The 23,770-nt window shown below is 63.6% G+C and carries 22 protein-coding genes and 1 pseudogene; 11 read left to right on the top strand and 12 right to left on the bottom strand.

Translation table 11 applies throughout. The annotated features are described in order from the left end of the window. Positions 1–6: 6 nt before the first annotated feature. A complete protein-coding gene (locus tag QTH90_RS30690) occupies positions 7–894 on the bottom strand; it encodes a sugar phosphate isomerase/epimerase family protein (RefSeq protein ID WP_286668372.1) in 888 nt (295 codons plus the stop codon). 111 nt (positions 895–1,005) lie between these two features. Here QTH90_RS30690 and QTH90_RS30685 point away from each other — a divergent pair, with 111 nt between their 5' ends. From QTH90_RS30685 to QTH90_RS30660, 6 genes are all read left to right on the top strand, one after another. Continuing rightward, positions 1,006–2,034, top strand: coding sequence for an aldo/keto reductase (locus tag QTH90_RS30685; protein ID WP_286668371.1), 1,029 nt, complete (start codon positions 1,006–1,008; stop codon positions 2,032–2,034). A gap of 123 nt (positions 2,035–2,157) precedes the next feature. After that, on the top strand, positions 2,158–3,159 hold the full coding sequence (locus tag QTH90_RS30680) for an autoinducer 2 ABC transporter substrate-binding protein (RefSeq protein ID WP_286668370.1): 1,002 nt from the start codon (positions 2,158–2,160) through the stop codon (positions 3,157–3,159). Positions 3,160–3,162: 3 nt separating this feature from the next. Further along, positions 3,163–4,647 (top strand): sugar ABC transporter ATP-binding protein, encoded by a 1,485-nt coding sequence (locus QTH90_RS30675; protein ID WP_286668369.1) that lies wholly within the window; start codon positions 3,163–3,165, stop codon positions 4,645–4,647. Continuing rightward, positions 4,640–5,635: an ABC transporter permease gene (locus QTH90_RS30670; protein WP_286668368.1), complete on the top strand. Its 996-nt coding sequence runs from the start codon at positions 4,640–4,642 to the stop codon at positions 5,633–5,635. The genes QTH90_RS30675 and QTH90_RS30670 overlap by 8 nt, the downstream gene beginning before the upstream one ends. Beyond that, the gene (locus tag QTH90_RS30665) at positions 5,632–6,624 is read left to right on the top strand and encodes an ABC transporter permease (RefSeq protein WP_286668367.1); all 993 of its coding nucleotides are present in this window, start codon (positions 5,632–5,634) and stop codon (positions 6,622–6,624) included. The genes QTH90_RS30670 and QTH90_RS30665 overlap by 4 nt, the downstream gene beginning before the upstream one ends. A gap of 57 nt (positions 6,625–6,681) precedes the next feature. Next, on the top strand, positions 6,682–8,319 hold the full coding sequence (locus tag QTH90_RS30660) for an FGGY-family carbohydrate kinase (protein ID WP_286668362.1): 1,638 nt from the start codon (positions 6,682–6,684) through the stop codon (positions 8,317–8,319). A 36-nt stretch (positions 8,320–8,355) separates the two neighbouring features. Here the strand turns inward: QTH90_RS30660 and QTH90_RS30655 are convergent, their stop codons facing one another. From QTH90_RS30655 to QTH90_RS30645, 3 genes are all read right to left on the bottom strand, one after another. Beyond that, positions 8,356–8,829 carry an RES family NAD+ phosphorylase gene (locus QTH90_RS30655; protein ID WP_286668361.1) on the bottom strand — a complete coding sequence of 158 codons (474 nt, stop codon included), beginning with the start codon at positions 8,827–8,829 and terminating at the stop codon, positions 8,356–8,358. Continuing rightward, complete coding sequence (locus QTH90_RS30650) at positions 8,826–9,344, bottom strand: antitoxin Xre/MbcA/ParS toxin-binding domain-containing protein (protein WP_286668360.1); 519 nt, start codon at positions 9,342–9,344, stop codon at positions 8,826–8,828. Before QTH90_RS30650 ends, QTH90_RS30655 begins: the two co-directional genes overlap by 4 nt. An 80-nt stretch (positions 9,345–9,424) precedes the next feature. Further along, a complete protein-coding gene (locus QTH90_RS30645) occupies positions 9,425–10,666 on the bottom strand; it encodes a D-alanyl-D-alanine carboxypeptidase family protein (RefSeq protein WP_286668359.1) in 1,242 nt (413 codons plus the stop codon). 464 nt (positions 10,667–11,130) lie between these two features. Here QTH90_RS30645 and QTH90_RS30640 point away from each other — a divergent pair, with 464 nt between their 5' ends. Beyond that, positions 11,131–12,237: a helix-turn-helix transcriptional regulator gene (locus QTH90_RS30640; RefSeq protein WP_286668358.1), complete on the top strand. Its 1,107-nt coding sequence runs from the start codon at positions 11,131–11,133 to the stop codon at positions 12,235–12,237. Here the strand turns inward: QTH90_RS30640 and QTH90_RS30635 are convergent. The 4 genes from QTH90_RS30635 to QTH90_RS30620 all read right to left on the bottom strand — a co-directional run bounded on the left by QTH90_RS30635 (position 12,206) and on the right by QTH90_RS30620 (position 15,854). Beyond that, positions 12,206–13,279: a fatty acid desaturase gene (locus QTH90_RS30635; RefSeq protein ID WP_286668357.1), complete on the bottom strand. Its 1,074-nt coding sequence runs from the start codon at positions 13,277–13,279 to the stop codon at positions 12,206–12,208. The two genes, QTH90_RS30640 and QTH90_RS30635, sit on opposite strands and share 32 nt — an antisense overlap. Beyond that, complete coding sequence (locus tag QTH90_RS30630; protein ID WP_286668356.1) at positions 13,276–13,899, bottom strand: methyltransferase family protein; 624 nt, start codon at positions 13,897–13,899, stop codon at positions 13,276–13,278. Before QTH90_RS30630 ends, QTH90_RS30635 begins: the two co-directional genes overlap by 4 nt. Then, positions 13,896–14,747, bottom strand: coding sequence for a GNAT family N-acyltransferase (locus tag QTH90_RS30625; protein WP_286668355.1), 852 nt, complete (start codon positions 14,745–14,747; stop codon positions 13,896–13,898). Before QTH90_RS30625 ends, QTH90_RS30630 begins: the two co-directional genes overlap by 4 nt. Positions 14,748–14,954: 207 nt before the next feature. Next, on the bottom strand, positions 14,955–15,854 hold the full coding sequence (locus tag QTH90_RS30620; RefSeq protein WP_286668354.1) for a LysR substrate-binding domain-containing protein: 900 nt from the start codon (positions 15,852–15,854) through the stop codon (positions 14,955–14,957). A gap of 125 nt (positions 15,855–15,979) precedes the next feature. Here QTH90_RS30620 and QTH90_RS30615 point away from each other — a divergent pair, with 125 nt between their 5' ends. Next, positions 15,980–16,969, top strand: coding sequence for a Bug family tripartite tricarboxylate transporter substrate binding protein (locus QTH90_RS30615; protein ID WP_286668353.1), 990 nt, complete (start codon positions 15,980–15,982; stop codon positions 16,967–16,969). Positions 16,970–17,004: 35 nt separating this feature from the next. Continuing rightward, positions 17,005–18,405, top strand: coding sequence for an FAD-dependent oxidoreductase (locus QTH90_RS30610; protein WP_286668352.1), 1,401 nt, complete (start codon positions 17,005–17,007; stop codon positions 18,403–18,405). Between the two features lie 135 nt (positions 18,406–18,540). Here QTH90_RS30610 and QTH90_RS30605 read toward each other — a convergent pair whose 3' ends face one another. The 4 genes from QTH90_RS30605 to QTH90_RS30590 form a co-directional block, all read right to left on the bottom strand. Further along, entirely contained in the window at positions 18,541–19,611 is a 1,071-nt protein-coding gene (locus QTH90_RS30605; RefSeq protein WP_286668351.1) for a hypothetical protein, read from the bottom strand. 98 nt (positions 19,612–19,709) lie between these two features. Further along, positions 19,710–20,990, bottom strand: a complete 1,281-nt coding sequence (locus QTH90_RS30600; RefSeq protein WP_286668350.1) for a TRAP transporter large permease — start codon at positions 20,988–20,990, stop codon at positions 19,710–19,712. Position 20,991: 1 nt separating this feature from the next. Next, positions 20,992–21,555 (bottom strand): TRAP transporter small permease, encoded by a 564-nt coding sequence (locus QTH90_RS30595; protein WP_286668349.1) that lies wholly within the window; start codon positions 21,553–21,555, stop codon positions 20,992–20,994. Between the two features lie 147 nt (positions 21,556–21,702). Further along, on the bottom strand, positions 21,703–22,722 hold the full coding sequence (locus QTH90_RS30590) for a TRAP transporter substrate-binding protein (protein WP_286668348.1): 1,020 nt from the start codon (positions 22,720–22,722) through the stop codon (positions 21,703–21,705). Positions 22,723–22,982: 260 nt separating this feature from the next. Here QTH90_RS30590 and QTH90_RS30585 point away from each other — a divergent pair, with 260 nt between their 5' ends. Together QTH90_RS30585 and QTH90_RS30580 are read left to right on the top strand one after the other, a co-directional pair. Then, a complete protein-coding gene (locus QTH90_RS30585; RefSeq protein WP_286668347.1) occupies positions 22,983–23,492 on the top strand; it encodes a hypothetical protein in 510 nt (169 codons plus the stop codon). Beyond that, positions 23,489–23,770, top strand: a pseudogene (locus tag QTH90_RS30580) (TonB-dependent siderophore receptor); the annotation flags it as partial. The gene QTH90_RS30585 and the pseudogene QTH90_RS30580, both read left to right, overlap by 4 nt.

The following is a 23,770-nucleotide window of genomic DNA, read 5'->3' as shown; positions in this document are numbered from 1 at the left end:
CTGGCATCACGGCAGCGTCGAGCGCGCGTGCGCCTCCCGCGCGGCCTTCAACCCGTGCTCGATGGTCCCCTTCGCATGTCGCGCGAGATCGGCGCCGTCTTCCCACAGGTTGCGCCAGATGCCAAGGATGCCTTGCAACTGCTTGTTGACCACTGCCGACGAGAACGATTCGAAGGTGATCGGCCCCTCATAGCCCGCCTTGACGAGCCCGCGAAAGACGCGGTCGAAATCGATGTTTCCGGCGCCGAGGTAGCCGCGGCCGGACTCGCCGATGTGGAAGTAGCCAAGCATCTCGCCCGTATCGATCAACGCCGATTCGAGGTCGGACTCCTCGATATTCATGTGATAGGTGTCCAGGTGCACCTTGACGTTCGGCAAGCCCACGCGCCGAGCAAACGCGACCGCCTGTGCCGCCGTGTTGAGCACGTTGCTCTCATAACGGTTGACCACCTCCAGTCCGATGGTGATGCCGTGCTGCGCCGCCTTCTCGCCGACGCGACGCAGCACCTCAACCGAGCCCGCGATGCCGGTCGGGGTAGGTGGTTCGAAATACTTCTGAAACGCGGAGTACAGGATGCCGCACACGTGGGTGGCGCCAATGTCTCCCGCCACCCGGAGCACCTCCATCAAGCGTGCCTCGCCGCGCGCCTGCTTTGCGGGGTCGCCACTGGAGATGTCAGTGGAGTCATCGAGGCCCAGCGACAGCGTCGTGCCCAAGTGGTAGCGATCCAGCATCCGGCGCGTGAACGTGGTGTCGATGGACGAGGGGTCAAGCGCCGGTATCTCGATCAGGTCGAAGCCGAGCTCCGCCGTCTGCGCGATCGCGCGCTCGCATTCGTCGTGGCTCCAGCCACCGACCCACACCAACGCATGGACGCCGAGCTTGTTCGTCATGGTGTTCCCATCCTTCGGTGAGGTCGTGCCAGGCAGGGTTCTACTGCGCCCTTGCGTCCAGCACAACTGTCGCTATGCTCAGGCCCGCAATCACTCTGACGAGGAGACGGCATGAAGTCCCGCACCTTCAAGACCCGCAATGGGACGGACCTGGCGTTCTCGGTCATCGGACTGGGCACGGCGCCGATGGGTGACCTCTACCAGCTGCTCGACGAGAAAACGTGCATCGCCACCGTCGAGCGCGCCTTCGAATGCGGTGTCCGTGTGTTTGACACATCGCCGCACTATGGCAATGGGCTGTCCGAGTCCCGCATCGGCGCGGGCTTGCGATACGCGCCGCGAAACGAACTCATCGTCTCGACCAAGATCGGGCGGGTGATGGACCCCTTCACCAAGCCGCCGCCGCGAAACCCGGACGTGTATTCGCCCGGATTCGCCGGCGGCTATCCGCACGCCGCGCGCTTTGACTACTCTTACGACGGCACGATGCGCTCGGTCGAGCAGTCGCTGCTGCGCATGGGCCTGGACCGGCTGGATGTGCTGCTCATCCACGACTGCGATGTATGGACGCACGGCAAGGACGCGGAGCGTCGCTTCGCGGAGGCCATGGACGGCGCATACCGTGCACTCGACAAGTTGCGCAGCGAAAAGACTGTCGCCGCGATCGGATTCGGCATCAACGAGGCCGACACCTGCGTGAGGTTCGCGCGCGCCGGCGATTTCGATCTCGCCATGATGGCTGGCCGCTATTCGCTCCTCATCCAGAATGGGCTCAGCGAGTTTCTGCCACTCGCGCTGGAGAAGAAGATGGGCGTCATGCTGGCGGGCGTTTTCAATTCCGGCATCCTGGCCACAGGCGCCATCCAGGGCGCGAAATTCGAGTACGCCCCGGCGCCGGAAGACATCCTGGAGCGCGTGCGAAAGATCGAAGCGATCTGCGCGGCCCACGGGACTTCGATCCGGCGCGCCGCTCTTCAGTTCGCGCTGGCCCACCCCGCTGTGGTGTCGGTAGTGCTGGGCGGCGTGGAGCCCGCGGAGGTCGAGGCCAACGCAACCGATGCCGACCGGACCGTCCCGGCTGGCCTCTGGCACGACCTCAAGTCCGCCGGGCTGCTCGATTCCGCTGCGCCGACCGACTGAGCCGTCCGCTCGGCCCCACTCACGTTGTCATTTCGCGGTCAGCGGATTAGCATCGGCCAGCTTCGCGTTCTACCTGGGAGGACAACAGAATCCGCCACGAGCGGGACAACATGGAGACATCCAGTGAACAGACGCAAGACTCTCAAGGCATTGGGGAGCGTGGCCATGGCTGGTGCAACCGGCCTGCCAAGCGGCTTCGTTTTTGCCGCGAACCCGACGATGGTCACGGTGGTCAAGATCGCCGGCATCCCCTGGTTCAACGCCGTTGAAAAAGGCATCCTGAAAGGCGCGAAGGACTTCAGTGTCGACGCCACCATGGTCGGCCCGGCCAACGTCGATCCGGCGCAGCAGGTGAAGCTGCTCGAAGACCAGATCGCGAAGAAGGTGACCGTCATCGGGCTTGTGCCGCTCGACGTCAAGGTTTGCGAGCCGGTGCTCAAGCGTGCGCAGGCTGCGGGCATCAAGGTCATCACGCACGAGGGCCCCGAGCAGGAGGGGCGCGACTGGAACGTTGAACTCATCGACTCGGTTGTGTTCGGCGAGGTGCAGATGCAGCGCCTTGCCAAGGACATGGGTGAATCGGGTCAGTACGTGGTCTACGTCGGCACGCTGACCACGCCGCTTCACAACAAGTGGGCCGACGCGGCGATCGAATACCAGAAGAAGCACTATCCGAAGATGAAGCTTGCGGCCGACCGGTTCCCCGGTGCGGACGAGATCGACAGTGCGTACAAGACCACGCTCGACGTGATCAAGGCCTATCCGAATCTGGGTGGAATCCTCGGCTTCGGCTCCAATGGCCCCATCGGCGCAGGCAATGCGGTGCGCGAGAAACGGCTCGGCAAGAAGATCGCCGTTGTCGGCACCGTGCTGCCGTCGCAGGCCAAGGATCTGATCGCCGACGGCATCATTCGCGAGGGATTCCTATGGAACCCGACGGATGCCGGCTATGCGATGGTCGCCGTGGCGCGGCTGATGCTCGACGGCAAGCCGATCAAGGACGGCGTCGAGATCCCTGGCCTGGGCAAGGCGGCAGTCGACGTGCCCGGCAAGCTGATCAAGGTCGACAAGATCATGCGCATCAACAACGAGACCATCGCGGGCCTGATGGCGGGCGGGCTCTGAGGCTTGGCGAACTTCCTCGAACTGCAGGCGATTTCCAGGCACTTCGGCGGGGTCGTCGCGCTGCGCAATGTCGACCTGACATTGCGCGCCGGCGAGGTGCACTGCCTGGTCGGTGAAAACGGATCGGGCAAGTCGACACTGATCAAGATCATCTCGGGCGTGCTTCGTCCCGAGCCGGGTGGCCGCATCGTCATCGAAGGACGCGAATATCCGCACTTGAACCCGGTCCAGTCGACGGCCAACGGCATCCAGGTGATCTATCAGGATCTGTCGCTGTTCCCGAACTTGACGGTGGCCGAAAACATCGCCATTGCCAGCCACCTGGGCGCGCCACAGATGGTGAACTGGCACCGCCTGCGCAGCACCGCCCAGGCGGCGATCGCGCGCATCGGCGCATCGCTCGACATCGATGCGCGCGTGGAAGACCTGTCGATTGCGAACCGGCAACTGGTTGCGATCTGTCGCGCGATGGCGGCCGACGCCAGGCTCGTCATCATGGACGAGCCGACCGCCTCGCTGTCTCGCCACGAGGTCGAAGCGCTCGTGCGGCTCGTCGCTGACCTGAAGCGGGCCGGCATTTGCATCGTCTTCGTCTCGCACCGTCTGAATGAGGTGATGGAGATCGCGGAGCGCGTCACGGTGCTGCGCGATGGCGCCAAGGTCGGCGAGTTTCCGGCAGCCGAGATGGACGATCGCAAGCTCGCCACCCTGATGACCGGAAAGGCGTTTGCGTACAGAACGTCCGCGACGGATTCCAACCGCTCGGAAAAAGTGCTCTCCGTGCGCCACCTGTCACGCGCCGGGCAGTACCACGACATCAACCTCGACATCCGTGCCGGCGAGATCGTCGGACTCACGGGCCTGCTGGGTTCCGGTCGAACCGAGTTCGCGCTGTCGCTGTTCGGGATGAATCAACCGACGGCCGGCGAGATCCGCCTCCACGACAAGCCGCTCGCGCTCAAGACCAACGCGCAGGCCATCGAGGAAGGCATCGCGTACGTCTCCGAAGACCGGCTCAACCTTGGCCTGGTGCTGGAGCAGCCGATTTCCGCCAACATCCTCATCACCGTTCTGGGCAAGCTGACCAACGGATTCGGTCTTGTGCCCGAAGCAAGGCGCCAGCGCACGACTCGGCAATGGATCGATGAGCTGGCGATCAAGGCGCCCAGTCCGGAGAACGCCGTGCGCACCCTGTCTGGCGGCAACCAGCAGCGCGTGGTGCTGGCCAAGTGGATGGCGACGCGGCCGAAGCTGTTGATCCTCGACAGCCCGACCGTCGGTGTCGACATAGCGGCCAAGGACGGCATCTACGAGGTTGTGCGCGCGCTCGCCGCCCAAGGCGTCGCGATCCTGCTGATCTCGGATGAGATCCCCGAAGTGTTCTATCACGCGCACCGTGTGCTGGTCATGCGCCGCGGCCGGTTGGCCGGCGAGTGCGTGCCGCACGAATCGACGGAAGAGGCGTTGCAGGCGGTGGTCGATGCCTAGCGCGGCGCTGCGGCGCTTTCGACACAGCCACGAGTTCTGGCTGCTGGCAGTGATTGTGGTGTTGTCGGCCGCGCTGTCCGTGGCCACCGACAGCTTCCTCACCGCGCAGAACCTCTTCGACCTGCTCACTTCCAACGCCTTCGTCGGCATCATGGCGGCCGGGCTGCTGGTGGTGCTCATCTCCGGCGGCATCGACATCTCGTTCACCGCGACCGCCTCGGTCGCGCAGTACGTTGCGCTGACAGTGGGCATCCGCTATGGCCTCGGGTGGATCGCGCTGTTCGTCATTGCCGGCGCTGTCGGCGTCGGCTGCGGGCTCATCAATGCCATCTTCATCACCAAGCTGCGGATCTCTTCCATCATCGTGTCGATCGCGACGCTGAACATCTTCTACGGCCTCCTGATCTTTTCCACCGGCGGGAAATACATCACTTCCTTGCCGAAGTTCTTTCGCGACGGCATCTCCTGGTTCGAGTACGAGGACTCCAGTGGCGTGCCCTACGCGCTCACATTGCAGATCCTGATGCTGGCAGTGGCCTTCGGCGTCACGTGGATCCTTCTCAATCGAACCAACATCGGGCGGCAGATCTACGCCATGGGGGGCAACAAGGACGCGGCACAGCGGCTCGGATTCCATGTCTTTCGCCTCAACTTGCTGGTCTACGGCTACCTCGGCTTCGTCGCCGGGCTTGCCTCTCTGGTTCAGGCGCAGCTTGCGCAATCGGTGACGCCGACGGTGCTGGTTGGCAAGGAGCTCGACGTGCTGGCGGCGGTGGTGCTCGGGGGCGCGAGTCTCACGGGCGGCGTGGGCACCGTGATGGGTGCGATCCTGGGCGTGGCTTTGCTGGCAATCCTGCAGAACGGACTTGTGCTGGTAGGGGTGTCGTCTTACTGGAGCCAGTGGTTCGTGGGCCTCACGATTCTTGTCGCAGTGTCGATGACGGCGTGGTCCGAACGCAGGCGCCGAACCGCAAAGGCCATCAATTGACGCTGCTGCTGCATCGCCTCCTGCGCGGCGGCACAGTGCCGATGCTGTCGCTCGTGCTGCTGGCGATGGTCGGCGTCTTCTGGCTCTCGCTGGGGGACCGCTTCTTCGCCGTGGGTGCATTGCAGTCGATGGCGTTCCAGCTGCCAGAGCTGGGCATCCTGTCCCTGGCCATGATGGTCGCTCTGCTGTCGGGCGGCCTCAACCTGTCGATCATCGCGACGGCCAATCTCTGCGCGCTGACGATGGCCTGGGTGCTGACCACGCAGGTGCCCGGTGCGCACGGATTCATGTGGGGCGGGTGGCAGGTGATTGCTATCGTCGCGGGCGTCGGCGTCGCGCTCGTCGTCGGCCTGATCAACGGCTTCGTCATCGCTTATCTCGGCGTGTCGCCGATCCTTGCCACGCTCGGCACCATGACGATGTGCAAGGGCCTTTCCATCGGGCTCACGCGCGGCAACGTCATCTCCGGCTTTCCCGAGCCGATCGTCTTCATTGGCAATGGCACCCTCGCCGGCATCCCGGTGGCGCTGCTCGTCTTCCTCGCGCTGTGCGTGCCGATTGCGGTGCTGCTCAACAAGAGCCCGTTCGGCTACAAGGTCTACATGATCGGTTCGAGCGAGAAGGCAACGCGCTATTCCGGTGTGGATACCCGGCGCGTTCTGCTGGGTGTGTATGTGCTGTCGAGCCTGCTGGCGTTCGTGGCCGCGCTGGTGATGATGGCTCGTTTCAATTCTGCCAACGCCGCGTATGGGGAGAGCTACCTTCTGGTGACCATTCTTGCGGCTGTGCTTGGTGGCATTGACCCGCTCGGCGGCGCCGGCAGGGTGGGCGGGCTGCTGATGGCGCTGATCCTGCTGCAAGTGATTTCGTCGGCCTTCAACCTGCTGGACTTCAGCCCCTTTCTCACGCTTGCAATCTGGGGCGTCCTCATCATCGTGGTCACCGCGCTGGGCGTGGCGACGGAACAGCTGCGGAACTCGTCGCGGTAGAGCCCGCGCAGGTCAGCTCCAGAACCGAGTCATCCTTCCCAACGGCGTCGATCTCCGATGAACCAACCGACAGGCGCAATCCCGAACCGCTATGTGATCGGCGTCGACGTGGGAACCGGCAGCGCCCGGGCAGGCGTCTTCGACCTGGCCGGGCGCATGCTGGCATCCGCGAAGCAGGAAATCACCTTGTTCCATGCCCCCGGTTCGATCGTCGAACAGTCGAGCGACGAGATCTGGACCGCGGTCTGCACGGCCGTCCATCGCGCCGTGGCACAGGCGGCCATCCTGCCCGAGCAGGTCGTCGCCATCGGCTTCGACGCGACCTGCTCGCTGGTCGTGCTCGGCGACGGCGGGCGGCCACTGCCGGTCGGGCCGAGCGGAGAGACCGCGCGCAACATCGTGGTCTGGATGGACCACCGTGCCGTGGCGCAAGCCGACCGGATCAACGCCACAGGGCACGACGTGCTGAAGTATGTCGGCGGCCGCATCTCACCGGAAATGGAGACACCGAAGCTGCTTTGGCTGCTCGAGAACAGGCCCCAGGTCTTTGCGGATGCATGGCAATTCATGGACCTGACCGATTTCCTCACCTGGCGCGCCAGCGGCGATCTGTCCCGCTCGACTTGCACGGTCACCTGCAAATGGACTTACCTCGCGCATGAGGCGCGATGGGATCCCACCTTTTTCCGCGCCGTCGGACTCGACATCCTGGCCGACGAAGGATTCAAGCGCATCGGCCAGAACGTCGTGGCACCGGGCACGCCGCTCGGCAGTGGCCTGACGGAGCACGCCGCGGCTGAACTGGGCCTGCGGGCGGGCACAGCCGTCGCCGCCGGCGTCATCGATGCGCATGCGGGCGGCATCGGCACCGTGGGCGTCGACGGCGACCCTTTCACATCGCTGGCCTATGTCTTCGGCACCTCCTCCTGCACGATGACGACAACCCGTCAGCCGGTGTTCGTGCCAGGCGTGTGGGGTCCGTATTTCTCGGCGATGGTGCCGCAGACATGGCTGAACGAGGGCGGTCAATCGGTCGCCGGTGCCGCCATCGACCAGCTGCTCTCCATGCATCCTCTGGCCGCCGAAGCTGGCCAGCAAGCCCTGGATGAAGGCCAGTCCTTGCCAGCCATGTTGGCCGGGCTTGCCGCACGACGAAGCGAGTCGCTTTCGCACGTCGTCAATCTGGCCGAGGGCCTTCACGTCGTTCCCGAGTTCCTCGGAAATCGCGCTCCCATGGCGGATCCGCAGGCGAGAGCGGTGATCGCGGGCCTCGGCATGGACAACGACCTGGACAGCCTGGTCGCCCTCTACATCGCTGGCGTCTGCGGTATCGCCTATGGGCTTCGCCAGATCATCGATGCTCAGAAGGCGGCCGGCGCGCCGATCGAGCGGATCATGATCAGCGGCGGGGCAGGGCGGCTCGACCTGGTGCGCCAACTGCTCGCCGATGCAACCGGCAAGGCGGTGCTGGCCACAGACGCCGAAGAGCCGGTGCTCCTCGGCGCGGCCATGCTCGGCAGCGTGGCGGCCGGCGCCTACGCGAGCGTCGGGGAGGCGATGGCAGGGATGTCGCGGGTCGGGAGGACCTTTCACCCTCAAGACGGAACGATCGCCGCAGTGCACCGCTGCCGATTTGGCGCGTTCGAGCAATTGCAAGCACTTGCGAGGCAGCTCAGGACACCGCCCTCCTTGTGAAGTGTCGTGTCGGGCGCGTTCACAGGAAATGGCGGATCAGGGGAACATGCGGTCGTCAAACTCGAACGGATTGCGCTCGATCGTGACCACCACCTGCCGGAACATCGGGTGATCGGGGTTCAGGATGATGTTGCTCTCGCTCGGCTCGACGGCCGATGGAACCCAAAGGCCGAGCGACTCTCCTGCCTTTCGCCAGGCAACGCCGATGGATTGGGTGCGCGCCTCCTGGGCGATCCAGTCCGCGGGGAGAGAGAAGCCCTCGCGAACGTTCGCCAGGACTGCGCCGTCGGGCAGATCGAGGCGGATCAGGGCTTGGCCGTTCGGCTTCACGCCATTGCAGTGGACACGCTTCTCCAACTGGCAAATCGCCCGACTGCCGCCGGCGTAGACCACGGGCTGGCCGGCCGGTGGCGGCAGGTGCCACCGCCCCGGCGATAGCGTCGAGCCGAAGCTGAGTTGATCGCGCCCCAAGCCCTTGGTCGTGCAGATGCGCCAGACCGACAGGGTCAAACAACGCCCCCGTATTCGATCGCGTTCAGAATCGCGCGGACCTTCTCGCCGCCGTATTCGTTCGTTGCGAATTCGATGGGCGTCTTCCCCTCGAGCAGGGGATGAGGCTTGGTCATCCAGGTCGAGCCCTGATCGCCAAACACTTCGGCCGCGCGCACCAACAGATCCGACTGGCGGAACAGCCGCTCGGTGACGCCGGGCTCCAGGGGCGTCTCGGGGCGCGTGCGCGAAAGCGTCGATGCGTTCACGCAGAGGGCTGTCAGGAGGTCCTTTTTTCGGGGAAGGCGGGAAGCCTCGAACCACTCGTCCAGGAAGCGCGCAGGGATACTCCAGGACGCGTAGTGCGCAGCCACGCCGCGATTCAGCCCCCAGGCCGTTTCGCTAACGTGGAAGAACCGCGTTCCGACTCCCCGGGGATCGCCCTCCCCGTTGGAGAAGGCATGGACGAACACGCCTTCGAAGGCCTTGGCCATGACGCTGGCGACGGACGTTGCGACAGGATGGGCAGTGGTCATATGCACAACATATCACAGTTGCAATTGCAATGCTAGCAGCATGCAAATGCATCAACCCACACAAGCGGCGAACACTTCGTTCACTTGCCAAACAACTTGGTCACGCGCTGCCACGTGCGCAGCATGAACCCTGCGCGCTCCACGTCGGCCTGCGCGATCAGCGGCGTTTCTCCTACCGGCTTGCCGTTCGACTCCGCGATCACCTTGCCGATCACCGCACCCTTGGTCACCGGCGCCTCCAGGTCTGGCTTGACCTGCACGGAGGTGCGCACTTGCTGGCCCCGTGGCACCGTCACCGTCCATGGCGCCCCCAGGCCCGCGGCAACAGTATCGACCTTGCCAAAGTTGACCTTGGCCGTCGTGACGACTGTGTTCGGCTGAATGGGGGTGGCCTTCTCGAAGTTGCCGAAGCCCCACCCGAGCAACGTACGCGTCTGGTCGGCACGGGCCTGCGCGCTGTTGGTGTTGAGGATCACCGTGATCAGGCGCATCCCGTTGCGTTTGGACGAAGTGACGAGACAGTAGCCGGCCTCCTGGGTGTGGCCCGTCTTCAATCCGTCAACCGTTGGATCGGTGTAGAGCAGGGCATTGCGATTTCCCTGCTTGATGCCGTTGAACTTGAATTCGCGCTCGGCGTAGATCGGGTAGTAGTCGGAACTGTCGCGGATGATTGCACGCGCCAGAATCGCGAGATCCCGCGCAGACGCCTTGTGCTCCGGGTCGGGCAGGCCCGTGGCGTTCACAAAATTCGTGTGCGTCATCCCGAGGCGCTTGGCTTCGGCATTCATGAGCTTGGCAAAGCCCTCTTCGGAGCCGGCCATATGCTCGGCGATTGCCTTGGACGCGTCATTGCCCGACTGGACGATGATGCCGCGCAGGATGTCGACCACCGTGGCCTGGCTGTTCAGCGGCAGGTACATGCATGACTCGGTGCTCGAGCCACGGCACCAGGCGTTCTGACTGACCGAGACAAGGTCGTCCTTCTTGAGCTTGCCCGAACGGAGTGCCTGTTCGACCAGGAAACTGGTCATCATCTTGGTCAGCGACGCCGGCGGCAGCGGTTCGTCGGGGTTGGCCGAGGCGAGCACCTCGCCAGAGTCGAAGTCCATCAGCAACCATGCCTTGGCAGCGATCGCCGGCGCCCCGCCGGCAACAGCGGTCTGTCCAGCGAGCGGCGCGGGGGCAGGCGCGTCGGCCGTGGGCTTCTTTTGGGTTGCATGCTTGCTGGCGGGGGAGGCCGCGAAGGACACCGAATGGGGAACCAGAGCGCCCGCGGCGATTGCGAAGACGACCGGAAGGATGGAGAAGGTCTTGGGTTGCATGGGTGTTCAGGGGGTCAGAGATGGTGACTGACCGAGCTTTGGTTTTCGGTCGGCATAGAGATTCGAAGATCGCAGTGCAAGTTCAGTTTGATTTCAGGCGCAGTGCCCGAGCAGCAGAGTGATGGGAACCTGCTTGCTTTGTGGCTTGCGTGCAGCAAGGTCTTCAGCAGGCAGTCTACGGCGTTCTGGGCTCGACTCACGCCGGCCCCGGAGGGCACGTTGGAGGCGGACCATGCCTTCGAATGTCGAAACGAGATCCCCGACACGTGTGGCGGAACAGCACCAGTTCGAACGAAGCGATCCAAGACCCCCTTGGCAACCTCGCACGATTTGTAAAGAATTGCGGCTTGTGTAGCACAAAAGTGCACAACTTGGAGGAGGCGGGGCCCCGTAAGGGGTCCTGCGCACAGCGCTCACCAATGCGACCGGCCACGAATGCCGGCGCGCCCCGGAGGGAACCACCGATGAGTGACCAGGCTAAGGAGGTCGAGGCCATTTTTGGCCTCTATCAGGCTGCGGTGAATCCAGAGCGCTGGCGTGAGGCGCTCTCGGCCATCATGCCGCTCGTGAATGCTGACTCATTCCATTTCCTGGGGTGGAACAAGGCCCGTTTTCAAACCGATTTCAACCTGTTCTCGAATCCGGATTTCGTCAAGGAAGGCGAAAAATACTCCGCTTACTACGGCAGCATCGACCCACGAAGAGAATTCGCAGAAACCGCCCCGGTCGGACAGCTATTCCTGTGTCAGGAACTGTTCCCAGATGCGTACGTTACGCGTAGCGAGTTCTACCAGGACTTCCTGATCCCAAGCGGGCACAGGTATCTGATGGGGACGAAGACCCTGAGCAACCACGATCATGAGACCGCCCTCGCGCTTCTGCGAAGCACGGATCGCCCTGGTGCCTTCTCCGAGGAGGACGTCAAAACCGCTCGCCGCGTCATGGCCCACGCCAGCAAGGCTTGCGATCTGTGGGCTCACACGGAATTCCTGCGACTGGGCGCGCACCTCTCCGACTCCTCGGTCTTTGCGCTCATCGGCCTGGATTCCTTCAGGCGAATCGTCCACATGAATCCGGCTGCCGAAGCACTTCTCGCGCGGCGCGATTCATTGACGCTCGAACACGGGGTTCTAACCGCCCGCCTCCCAGACAATGCGAACACGTTGCGCCTTGCGATCAAGCGGGTGATGGATACCGGCTGCGCGGAACACCTCGCGTTGTCGGGTCAGCTCAGTGGACAAGACGCCTGCCTCCTCAGGATCGTCAGGTTGGAGCGACCTTCGGGGCTTGGCATCTATCTCGCCAGTGCGGACATCCTGATCACTGCCCAGATGCGCGATGCGCCGGTGGATCTCACCCCGAGGATCCTTCATGAAACCTTCGGCCTGTCTGCAAGGGAAGCCGCGGTGGCCATCGCAATGGCTGAAGGCAGAAGCCCGGAGGAGTATGCGGCGCAAGTGGGAGTCTCGATGGCCACCGTGCGATCGCAGTTGCGCACGGTATTCGAGAAGACCCAGACGCATCGACAGGCCGAACTTGTCAGGTTGCTTCTGCAGATCCCGTCGAGATGAGGCTTTCGGTCGTAGGCCTTCCATCCCAGTCCAGCCACCGGTGAGCGCGATAGTCGTAGAGCCTGCAGAGTTTCAGGACGCGCACAACATGAAGAAATGTTCCTCGCTCGACCAGCGCGTGCTCAGGAAAACCCTCCTGCAGCTTATGTTGCGCAACATCGAGCCGATACATTGGAATTCTCTTGTCCGCGTGGTGTGCCGGGTGCGAGAAGATCCACAGAAACGCAACGCTGAACCACTTCGGCCAGGACACATGGACCGTGCTCGTGAATTGCCGTGGCGCCTTGAGCCATTCTTCTTCGCTGTCGAACCACCTGATCCTGGGATGCGTGTGGTGCAGTATGGTGACGAATGCCATCACCCAGCACCAGACGTAAAACGGCAATGCGATGCATAGCAAGGCCTCGGCGGCGAAGGCGCCCAGGCCACGGGAGGACCATGCCCCATATGCCACGACCACGGCCACCTGCAAGCCAAGAAACGCCGCTATCAACACGCACTCGAGCGCATAGCTCGGCATGCTGCGAATCTGGTCACGCCGGGTCGGATTGATCCGGATACCGCCTTCCCACCAGAGAGCGATGTAGGCCAATCCAATGCCAGGAAGCGTGAAACTTGCACGACGCCAGATTCGCTGCCAAGGATTGAGCTGACGATACTGTTCCGGCGAGAGCGGGACATATCCCGGGTCCTTGGTCGTGAGGTTCGTCCAGCTGTGGTGCTGGCGATTGTGCTCGCTGTCCCAAGTCTCATTCGGCATCGCGCTCGGCAGGAAGGCCAGCCGTGCAAGCCAGCGATTGGCGACTTCACTACGGGTCAGGCTGCCGTGAGAGGCATCGTGCCCGGCCACGAAGAGGACGCCGATAGAAGAGCCGGTGACAACGGCGAGGAATAGCTTGAGCCAGACGTTCTCGGCAGTCACCAAGGCGGCAAACGCGACGCAATAGCTCGCGAAGCATGCCAGGAGGATGCCTGCACCCACGACTGAAACCCTCCCGCTGTCGACCGGCAATGCTCCTCGCAGATCGCGAAGCGAGATCATCGTGGCACCTGCGCAAGGATCCGCATGACGCCACTTGCGCTCGGCCAGAAGAGGCCGGTCTCTGCGGCGAACTCGGCATAGTCGTCGCAGAGCTCGCTACGCCTGAAAGCCGCTTCCTCGCGGAACGCCGCCGTCACGTAGACAGAAGTCATCAACAGGAAGACGGTCAGCGTTGCGAGGTTTGGTGCGGCGATTGCGCCGGCCAGCCATCCTGCGATGTAGGAGGAATAGAACGGGTGTCGGATCGCGTTGTATGGCCCGGCACGCGTAAGGCCCATCGGCGAACGTCCGGAGAAGGCGAAATCGAATGGCGTCGATCTGTTCGTAAGGTAGGTCCACCAGAACATCAGCAGCGCATAGGCATAGAACGTCAGCGCGACGACAGTCGACCAGAGTGGCCAATCGCTCTCCTGCAGGAACGCCGCGATCGTCGTTCCCATCGCGGTGGCGCCCACGATCGAAATGAATCGCTTCCCCCTCCGCGCTTGCACGTCATCGACGTTGAAGAAGAACAGGGAAACCAGCCCCATCGAGAAGAAGAACGCGCACGCGCTCAGGAGGATCACGGCGAAGCGGAGTAGTTCGGGATCGCTCACCCCATCCAACGCAATCATCGTCATGGCCGCCGTCCCGCGAAGAAGCGACGTTGCACCCTGGACCGCTCGATGATCCAAGTCGCAAGCGGTGCCAGTGCGGACCCGGCCGCGCAGCGAACAACCAGCAGACCGCGCTTCCAGGCAGGCTCCCAGGAAAGAAGCTCACCCTTCAGCAGACCAATGAGCCCAAGGCGCGCCCACAGGCTGGACCAAACGAGCAAGGTGATGCCACGGCCCGTCAGTCCGTAGTGATAGTCGCAGACGAACATGTGGTGGAGCTTCGGGCCGAGGTCGGCGTGAAGGATGGCGTCGTCGGTGAACGCCAATGAGAACATCCTGTCGTACCCGCTTCTGAGTTCGCTGGTGCAGCACCCAACGAAGTAGCGTCGCCCCACCGGACCGAGCGCTCGGATGATTCCATGGAACACGGCCTGAAGCGTTCGCCAGGACCGGTCGTGGGCGCGACAGCACAGCCTGGAGATCTCCACAAGATCCTCCTTTGGCGGGTACTTCGCCCCCCACTCGACGAAGCGGTCGTGCTCCCACTCCTGTCCGGGCGTGCGCGCAAGAACTCGAACGCAGGCGATCAGCCGGTCGCCATCGCGCACGCCGATGAGAATCGCGCCAGCATCGAAGGCGTCCTCCATCGGGCTGTCTGCCTGGTGCTTGCCAACACCGCGGTACACCGCAGTGCGCAACTCGATCAACTGCCGCCTGTCCTCCGCAGTGATGGCCAACCGCACAGAGAGGCCGCGCACGGTCCACGCGCGCGCGCTTGCGACCAGTGTTCCGGCTTCCTCTTGTCCAGGTGCCAGTGCAATGCCTGGCCCCCCGATGGCCGACGTGCTGACGCTATAGGTTGTTGGTTTCATTTTCCACCCATCTTCTTGTTCGACACCGGAGACTCCGTCTTCTCCGCGGGCACTCTAGTAGTCGATGGCGTGGTGTTCTTCATCCATTTGGATGAAGTGGAGTGGAAAGGGCGGGCCCTCATGGCCCCCGGGGGCTCCACGACAGCGGCTGCCGAGGCCCTGGCGGCCAGCGCGCCTGCCCGGTCCGACGCCGAAGGGCGTCAACATTCAGCGCCGACGAGGGAATGCCGTGCGCCAGACCTTGTCGAACGCTGTACAGAAATGCTGCTGCACGACTGACATCGGACGGTAGCGATTGCGGATCACCCGGACTTCCAGTCGCTCTTCATTGACGAAGGGCTTGACCGCCAGGCCCGAGAACGATGTGCCCGCAACAGCCGCGGTATCCACGAGCGCGATTCCGGCGCCCGACTGCGCGAACCAGCATGCAGCGGTCGATGAACGCACCTCCAGGTCGAGTTTCAGGCGGCCCGCGGCTTCTCCGTAGGCCCTTCGCAGGCTCTGGCCATAGGGCGTGCTCGCAGAAGAACTGATGACCCGGTGATCGGCGAGATCGGCAGGGCGGATGCCTCGCTTTCGCGCCAGCGGGTGGTCCTTGCGCATGACGCAGACCAGCCCGCAGTCGTACTTCTTCACCGTCACAAGGTTGGGATGCTCGTTGGGCAACACCGCGACACCCACGTCGGCCGAGTGGTCCAGAAGCGCATCCACCATGATCGGCGCCACCAGGATTTCCACATGAACCTGGAGGCTCGGGAACTGCTCGTAGAGACGAGCCACGGCTTGCGGTGCGAGGTAGGGCGCAATGCTGGCCGTCACGGCGAGGCGCAAGGTGCCCGCTTCAGGATTGACAAGACTTCGGGAGAGTTCCTTCACCCGTTCGACGCTTCTCCAGGCGGTTTCGATTTCGGTGTAGAGGGTGTGTGCTTCGGGCGTCGGCATCAGCCTGCCCTTGACTCGCTCGAAGAGCGCAAGCCCTGACAGGCGCGCAGCCTGCGCGAGCATCTTGCTGATGGCGGGCTGGGAGACGTGCAGCAACTCGGCGGCCCCGTTGACGCTGCCCGTCAGCATCACGGCCCGGAATACTTCCATGTGCCGGAGGTTCATGGGTTAATCCTTGGATCGAGGACATAACCAAAGGTTAATGGATGATTGTGTCTTTTCATTTGTCTCCCCCGTTGATACCCCGAACAATCAGGTCCTGGCAGCGCGAACAAAGACAGGAGACACCAATGAGACTCGCCCCGTCGCCATTCACGCGACGATCCGTGTTGAAGGCGGTCACCGCATTGGCAGGCAACCTTGTTGTGGGCAGCGCATGGGCCGATGCGTTCCCGAGCAGGCCGGTGAAAATCCTCTTGCCGCAGCCACCGGGCGGCGCGGCGGACCGCCTGGCGCGCATCTTCGGTGAGCACCTTCAGGCAGGTTGGAAGCAACCGGTGGTGATCGAGAACCGTCCCGGAGGCGGCGTGGTCATCGGCACGCTGGCGACCGCAAGAGCGGCACCAGATGGCTACACGCTCGGCCTGCTGGGCAGTTCGCTCACGATCAATGCGGTCCAGCGCAAGGATCTGCCCTACGACACCCTCAAGGATCTCCAGCCCGTGGCGCGCGTCGGCTACTACACCGTGGCCCTGGTCGCAGAAAGCAGCTTTCCGGCGAACGACGTCAAGGAACTCATCGCCCTCGCGAAGCCGCATCCGGGCAAGTTCCAGTTCGGGTCGAACGGCATCGGCACCTCCGCGCAGCTTGCTGGCGAGATGCTCAACCACATGGCCGGCATTCAGCTGACGCACGTTCCGTACAACGGCGCGTCCAAGATGTACACGGACATCATCGGAGGCCAGCTCCCGCTGGGCTTCTCCGTGGCAAGTTCGGCCGAGACCTTCGTCAAGTCCGGCCAGCTCAAGGTGCTCGGCGTCACCAGCCGGCGCCGGAGCGACCTGTACCCGCAGTGGCCCGCCATCGCGGAGACCCTGCCGGGCTATGAGGCGGTCAACTGGGCCGGCTTCGCTGCGCCCGCCGGGTTGCCGCACAGGTTGCTGGACCAGATCGCAGCCGACCTGCTCGCCGTGCTGTCGGCACCCGAGGTCGCCAAGGCGATGGCGGAGATGGGGATCGACGTGTCTCCCATGGGACCGGCCGAGTTCAGGACATTCATCCAGGACGAGATGAAGCGCTTCGCCGAGATCACGAAGCCGCTCACCCGATCCGGCAACTGAGTTCGCTCCCCCAAACGCAACAACTGGATTTCTTGATGACGTATTCACTGAACCGCCAGATCCCTTCTGGCGACGAGTTCGACTTGATCGTGGCGGGCGGCGGACCGGCCGGCACCGCGGCCGCGGTGTGCGGTGCGCGCCTCGGCCTGAAGACCTTGCTGGTCGAAGCCACCGGATGCCTGGGCGGGATGGGAACTTCCGGTCTGGTCGCGTCGTTCGGCCCCGTCTCGGACGGCGAGCGGATGCTGGTCGGGGGAGTCATGAAGGAACTGCTGGACACGATGTGGTCGCAGGGTGCGTTCGGGCCGCATGTGGTGCAGGAGTTTCTGCACAACCAGCTCAACCGGTGGGTGCCTTTCAAGCCCGAGCACCTCAAGCGCATCCTCGATGACCTGGCGCTGTCCGCTGGCGTCGAGCTGCGCTTCTTCACGCGGGTGATCGATGCGGATGTGAGTGCGGGCCGGGTGAACGGGGTGGTGCTGAGCAACGTCGAGGGGCTCAGCTATGTGAAGGGGAGGGCCTTCGTCGACGCCACCGGCGATGCGGCGCTCTGCGCGCTCGCCGGCGTCGAGTGCAAGGTCGTCCTGCGCGACACCGATACGGTGGCTCCGAGCACCTTGTGCTCTCTGGTGGGCGGCATGCACTGGTCGCACCCGGCGTATGGAAGCGACTGGCGCGGCATCGACGCGGTGAAGAATCGAACCAAGTCCGAGTGGCTTCCGCGCGCGATCGAGGACGAGCAGTTCTCGCAGCCGGACAGATTCATGCCGGGCATGAACAAGATCGGGGAGCGAACTGCGACGCTCAACGCGGGTCACGTGTTCAATCTGAATCCATTGTCGAACCGCAGCCTGTCGGATGGCATGGTGCAGGGCCGCAGGCTGGCTGTGGAGTACCTGGAGTTCTATCGCAAGTATGTCCCCGGCTGCGAGGATCTTGAGTTGCTCACGACGGCATCGGTGATGGGTGTGCGCGATTCGCGGCGCATCGTCGGCGAATTCGAACTCACCATCGACGACTTCCGCGCTCGAAAGCAGTTTCCGGATCAGATCGCGGTTTACAACCGGCCGACCGACGTGCATCCCACCGATACGTCGGTGCAGGAATACGAAAGATTCATGAAGGACTTTCACGGTGAGGACAATCTCGGCCGGGGTGCCAGCGTCGGTATTCCCTACAGCATCATCGTTCCGCGCCAGTCGCAGAACTTGTGGGTGGCCGGCCGCTGTCATTCGAGCGATACCAAGGTGCACGGCTCGATCCGGGCGCAGAGCGCCGCCTACATGATGGGGCAGGCCGCGGGAACAGCCGCCGCCCAGGCACTGGAAACCGGGCAGCCGGCTTGCGACCTCGACACGGAGAACTTGGTACTGCGCCTGCGCGCGGCCGGCGCCTACCTGCCACAGAAGACTCTATCGCGCGTCATGACTCGCTAAAGGCGAAACCGAAGGGCCCGAACGTCCGCTGCCGGCCGCTGTGGCGGGCCTTCAGCCGATTGCCTGCCGGTCTTCGATTCGACCTTCAGGAGCCGGATCACTGGCTGGGGCGTGTCCAGCCCCAGCGACCCAGTCCTAATGGAGATAAGTGCCGACCCAGTCGGCCGCGACCTTGTGCGTGATGCCGAGCGCATCCAACTCAGAGAGCATCTGCGGCGAATAGATCTCCGCGAAAACATCCGCGGGAACGACCGTTCCGCCCTTGCCCGTTGCAATGGTCGAATGCGGGTACGCGCGCACCAGCACCGACTCCGCCCGAGTCCAGAGCACCTGCATGAATGCGAGCGTATCGGGTTGTCCTTGAATGGCCGAGTAGGTCAGCGGACTACTGGACTTCGCTGCCAGCAGGTAGTGCTGCATGAACAGCATGAAATCAACCATGCCACCGATGTTTTCGTCGGACATGACATTCTCTTGGTAGAGATAGGCCATTTCAGGGTTGCTACGCACCGCCGCTTCCAGAGCGGCAGCGCCTGCATGGGCATTGAGTTCTTCCAGCAGCGAAGAAAAGTCGTTGCGCGAGTTGCCAGCTGACTCCGTGATGTAGGCGCCGAAGCGCACAGAGCGCGAGACCTTCAACGCCGCCGGATACGTGCTGTCCACGATCACGCGATTTTCGGTGTCGCCCATCCGCGTGCCGGTCAGATGAACTTGCCCATCAAGAAGGAATCGCGAGTACCTGTCTCCGCTGCAGATGGACGACAAGGCGAAATCGATGACGTGATTCGTTTCATGGACGCCGGTTCCGAGCGTGCCAAGCGTCACCGCCCTTCCAGAGCTTCGCACCGACCACATCACGTCGGCAGGTGAGCGCTTGAACAGGTCGTAGCTGTGTGCGGCATCCTGGCTCAGAAGAACGTCGTTGACTTCCTGCATGTCAGCGCCGGTGATCGCAGGCGAGGGGACCGGATTGCCGGTGATCCGTGCGCAATCCGTCAGTGTCAGCGTCACGCCGGCGCCGGCGGCCTCCGTGGGGACAGGGCTTTTTGCAGTCGTCGGCGACTCTTGCACGGCGCCCGATTCAGTCGTGGTCGTCTTCGCCGGGACGGCGCCTCCTTCGCCACCTCCGCCCCCGCCTCCGCAGCCGACAAGGGCAAAGGTTGCCAGGATGGCGGCGATGGAGTTCGCAAGTACCAATCTTTTCATGTTCTTTCGGTCCAGTTCTCTCATTTGGTGGAGGGGTGATGTCAGGTGGCGACCTTGACATCGAGCCCCGATTGACTCTCAGCCTCTCAGGCGCTGGTTCATTTGTAGAACCAGTGCGCCGGCACCGTCACCAGTTCCGGCACCATCACCATCGCGAACATCACGATGAACAGCACCAGCATGAACGGCATCACGCCGCGCGTGACCGAGTCCATGCTGACCTTGCCGACGCCAGCCACCGTATTCAGCACGACGCCCACCGGCGGCGTGATGAGGCCGATGGCGTTGTTGATGATGAACAGCACGCCGAAGTAGACCGGATCGATGCCCGCGGCATTGATCAGCGGCATCAGCACCGGGCTCAGGATCAGGATCGTGGGCGTCATGTCGAGAGCCGTGCCGACGATCATGACGATCACCATGACGCAGGCCATCAGCAGGCGCGGGCTGTCGAGTAGCGGGCTCAGCAGCCCCACCACCTGCCCCGGGATGTTGGCGACGGTGATCAGCCACGCGCTCACGGCCGACGCGGCGATGATGAACATGATCAGCGCAGTCGTGCGCGCAGCCGAAATGAACACCTCGAGCAACTGCGAGAACTTGAACTCGCGATACACGAAGGTCGACACGATCACGGCGTAGACCGCCGCCACGACGCCCGCCTCGGTCGGCGTGAACACGCCCATGCGCAGCCCGATGATGATGATGAAAGGCATCACCAGTGCCCAAGCCGCTTCGCGGATGGCGCGCAGGCGCTCTCCCCAGCTGGCCTTGGGCGGCGGCTCGATCTTCTCGTGACGTGCCAGCCAGCCCCACGTGATCCAAAGCGAAGCGGCCAGCATCAGGCCCGGGAAGATCCCGGCGAAGAACAGCTTGGCGATCGAGACGTTGGCGATGACGCCGAAGACCACCAGGCCGATGCTCGGCGGGAACACCGGTGCGATGCTGCCCGCCGCGGCGATCAGGCCGGCCGAGCGCGCCTTGTCGTGGCCGGCGGCCATCATCATGGGCAGCAGCAGGTACGACAGCGCCGCCGCATCGGCGATCGCGGAGCCCGAGAGTGCAGCCAGCAAACAGGCGGCGACGATCGACACGTAGCCGAGGCCACCACGCACATGCCCCACCATGACCATGGCCACGTTGACGATGCGCTTGGACAGGCCGCCCACGTTCATCACCTCGCCGGCCAGCAGGAAGAAGGGCACGGCCAGCAGTGGGTAGCTGTTGGCGCCGTTGATCACGTTCTGCGCGAGGATCTGCGGATCCAGCATGTGCAGGTACGCCATCAGCGCGCCTCCGCAGACCAGGAGGGCGAAGGAAATCGGGATGCCTACCGCCATGGCGGCGAGCAGGGAGCCGACAAAAACCAGCAAAGTCATTTCAGCCTTCCGATTCCTTGATGATGATCAGGTCGTCGTCGCTGACGCGACCCGTGAGCAGCTTGAAGAGGTCGGCCGCGAGGATGACCGCGGCGGACAGGCTGAAGACCAGGCCCACGCCATAGACCCAGGCCATGGACCAACCAGTGGTGGGCGCGGAGACGTCCCAGTTGATGACCGTCTGCGTCCACGAGCCGCTGAACAGTTGCCAGCAGACCATGAACATCAGCGCATAGCCGATCACAAGGCAGACCTTGCGCCCGGCCGGGCCGAGGCGCCCGACCAGCACCTCGGTGCCCAGGTGGGCGTGCCGGTGCATGCCCACCACGGCGCCGAGGAAGGTGAGCCAGACGAACAACCAGCGCGAAAGTTCTTCCGCGATGTCGAGGCCCGAATTGAACACGTAGCGCAGGATCACGTTGGTGAAGACCAGCGCCACCATGCCCGCGAGGCAGGCGGCGATCGCGTACTCGAGGAATCGGCAGTAGCGGCGCAGGACGCGGTCGAACCAGAGTTCGTCGGCACCGCGCTCTTCAGGCGAAAGCGGCGCGAGAGTGGATGTCATGGGAGAAAGTACTTTGGGATAGAAAAGGGTGGGACAGGATGCCCACCCCAAGTCATTCAGTGAAGCGGGACACCCGCACCCGCTCAGGCTGGGCCTGGTCGTTGCTGGGCGCCGCGCTTCAACACGCTCGGCGTGAGCGTTGAGCGGTTACTTGGCGCTGGCGCGGATGCGAGCCAGCTCGTCGTTGTAGAGCTTCACGATCGCGGGGTCGTAGCTGGCCGCGAACTTGTCAGTCACCGGCTTGACGAGTGAGCGCATGCGGTCCGTCTCGGCCGGCGCGACATCGTTGTAGGCCATGCCCTTGGTCTTGAGGTTCGCCAGCGACTTCTGCGCCGCTTCGCGGCTGACGGTGCGCTGGTAGCCGCGCGCTTCATCGGCGGCTTCCTTCATGATGCGCTGCTCGGTCGGCGTCAGGCCGTCCCAGAACTTCTTGCTCACCAGCAGGATGTTGGCGGCGTAGACGTGGTTGGTCCCGCTCAGGTACTTCTGCACTTCGAAGAACTTGTTCGACTCGATGACCGAGAAGGGGTTTTCCTGGCCATCCACCGCCCTCGACTCCAGCGCGTTGTAGAGCTCGGCGAAGGGCAGCGGCACCGGGTTGGCCTTGAAGGCCTTGAAGGCTTCGAGGAACACCGGGTTGGGGATCACGCGCAGCTTGAGGCCTTCGAAGTCTTCGACCTTGGTGATGGGGCGCTTGCTGTTGGTCGCGTTGCGGAAGCCCAGGTCCCAGTAGCCGAGCGCGACCAGGCCCTTCTCGGGCAGCTTGGCGATCAGCGCCTGGCCGAGCGGGCCGTCGAGCAGCGCGTCGGCCTGCTCGAAGCTGGACACCGCGAACGGGAAGTCGATCAGGCCGAACTCCTTCACGATGCCGGCCAGCGACGTCGTCGCCGGCGTGCTCATTTCCTGCACACCACCCTGCAGCGCCGACTGCTGCTGGAACTCGTTGCCGAGCTGTGACGCCGGGTACTCCTGCACCTTGAGCTTGCCGCCGCTCTTGGCGGCCAGCAGCTCGGCGAACTTGTGTTCACCCAGGCTCACGGGGTGGTCGGTGTTGTTGATGTGGCCGAACTTGATCGTCCGTTCCTTGATGTCCTGAGCGTTGGCCGCTGCGGCGCCGAAGGCGAGCAGGGCGGCGCACAGGGTGGTGCGGAAGAACAGGTTTTTCATGAAAGCTCCTCTGAAGGCGATGGACCGCTGGGTGGATGAATGGATGTCTTGCTCCGTGAACGGGGCGCCTGATTTCAGGTGCTCCGCTTCGTTCCGCTCAGCATAACCATGTTCTGATTTCATGCGCACGAGGGAAAACCCCTCGTGGACTCCGGATCGTCCCCGTTGACGTAAGCGGGCACGTCCCGTAAGTTCGCGTTTCATTTTTGAAACTATGTTCTGACTGAGAGAACGACTGTAGAACGCTTGTGAGATCGACCATGCCCCTTTTGAATCTGCGCAAATCCCTCCTGCTCCTGGCCTTGTGCCTGCCCATCGCCGTATTCGCACAGCACGCCCACGATGAAGAAGACATCAACGGCGACGAGGGCGACAGAGAAGCTCCCTCCCATGGCAGCGACAGAAAGGACGACGCGCCCGTGTTCGCCGGCGTGTGGAATGTCCGCTTCGACCAAGGTGGCAGCGCCGTGCTGGACCTGCGTGACTGGGACGGCTTCTGGACCGAGAAGGGCCGTTCCAAGATGCCCGCCGTCTGCCAGGGCAAGAAGCTGCCGCTGACGGTGCAACTCACCCACCCGGACTTCGGCCTTTCGTTCACCGTCTTCGCCTCGACGGTGGATCCCAAGTGCCCCAACATCAGCTACCGTTTCAATCCGATCGATGCCACCGCCAAATCGATGAAGGCCACGACCAAGGGCAACGGTCCGGCGACGATGAAGCTGGTGCGCAGGCAGAAGCCGCTGGCCATTCCCATGGCGCTTCATTCATGAGAAGGAGCGTCTTCTCAAGCGCCTGCCTGCTGGCTATCACTTCATTCGCGGTCCATGCGCAGACGGCCGCGCCGACCCTGGGCGAAGTCACGGTCACGACGCCGCGTGGTGTGGAGCCGGTGTTCGACGTGGCGGGCTCGGTGGACCGGGTGGAAGGCTCGGACATTCGCGACATGCGGCTGCAGGCGCAGCTCTCCGAAGGCCTGAGCGCGGTGCCGGGCCTGCAGATCCAGAACCGCCAGAACCTCGCGCAGGACCTGCAGATCTCGATCCGCGGC

It is taken from the genome of Variovorax flavidus (assembly GCF_030317145.1).
Lineage (GTDB): Bacteria > Pseudomonadota > Gammaproteobacteria > Burkholderiales > Burkholderiaceae_C > Variovorax > Variovorax flavidus.
This window is presented reverse-complemented; position numbering and strand designations above follow the sequence as displayed.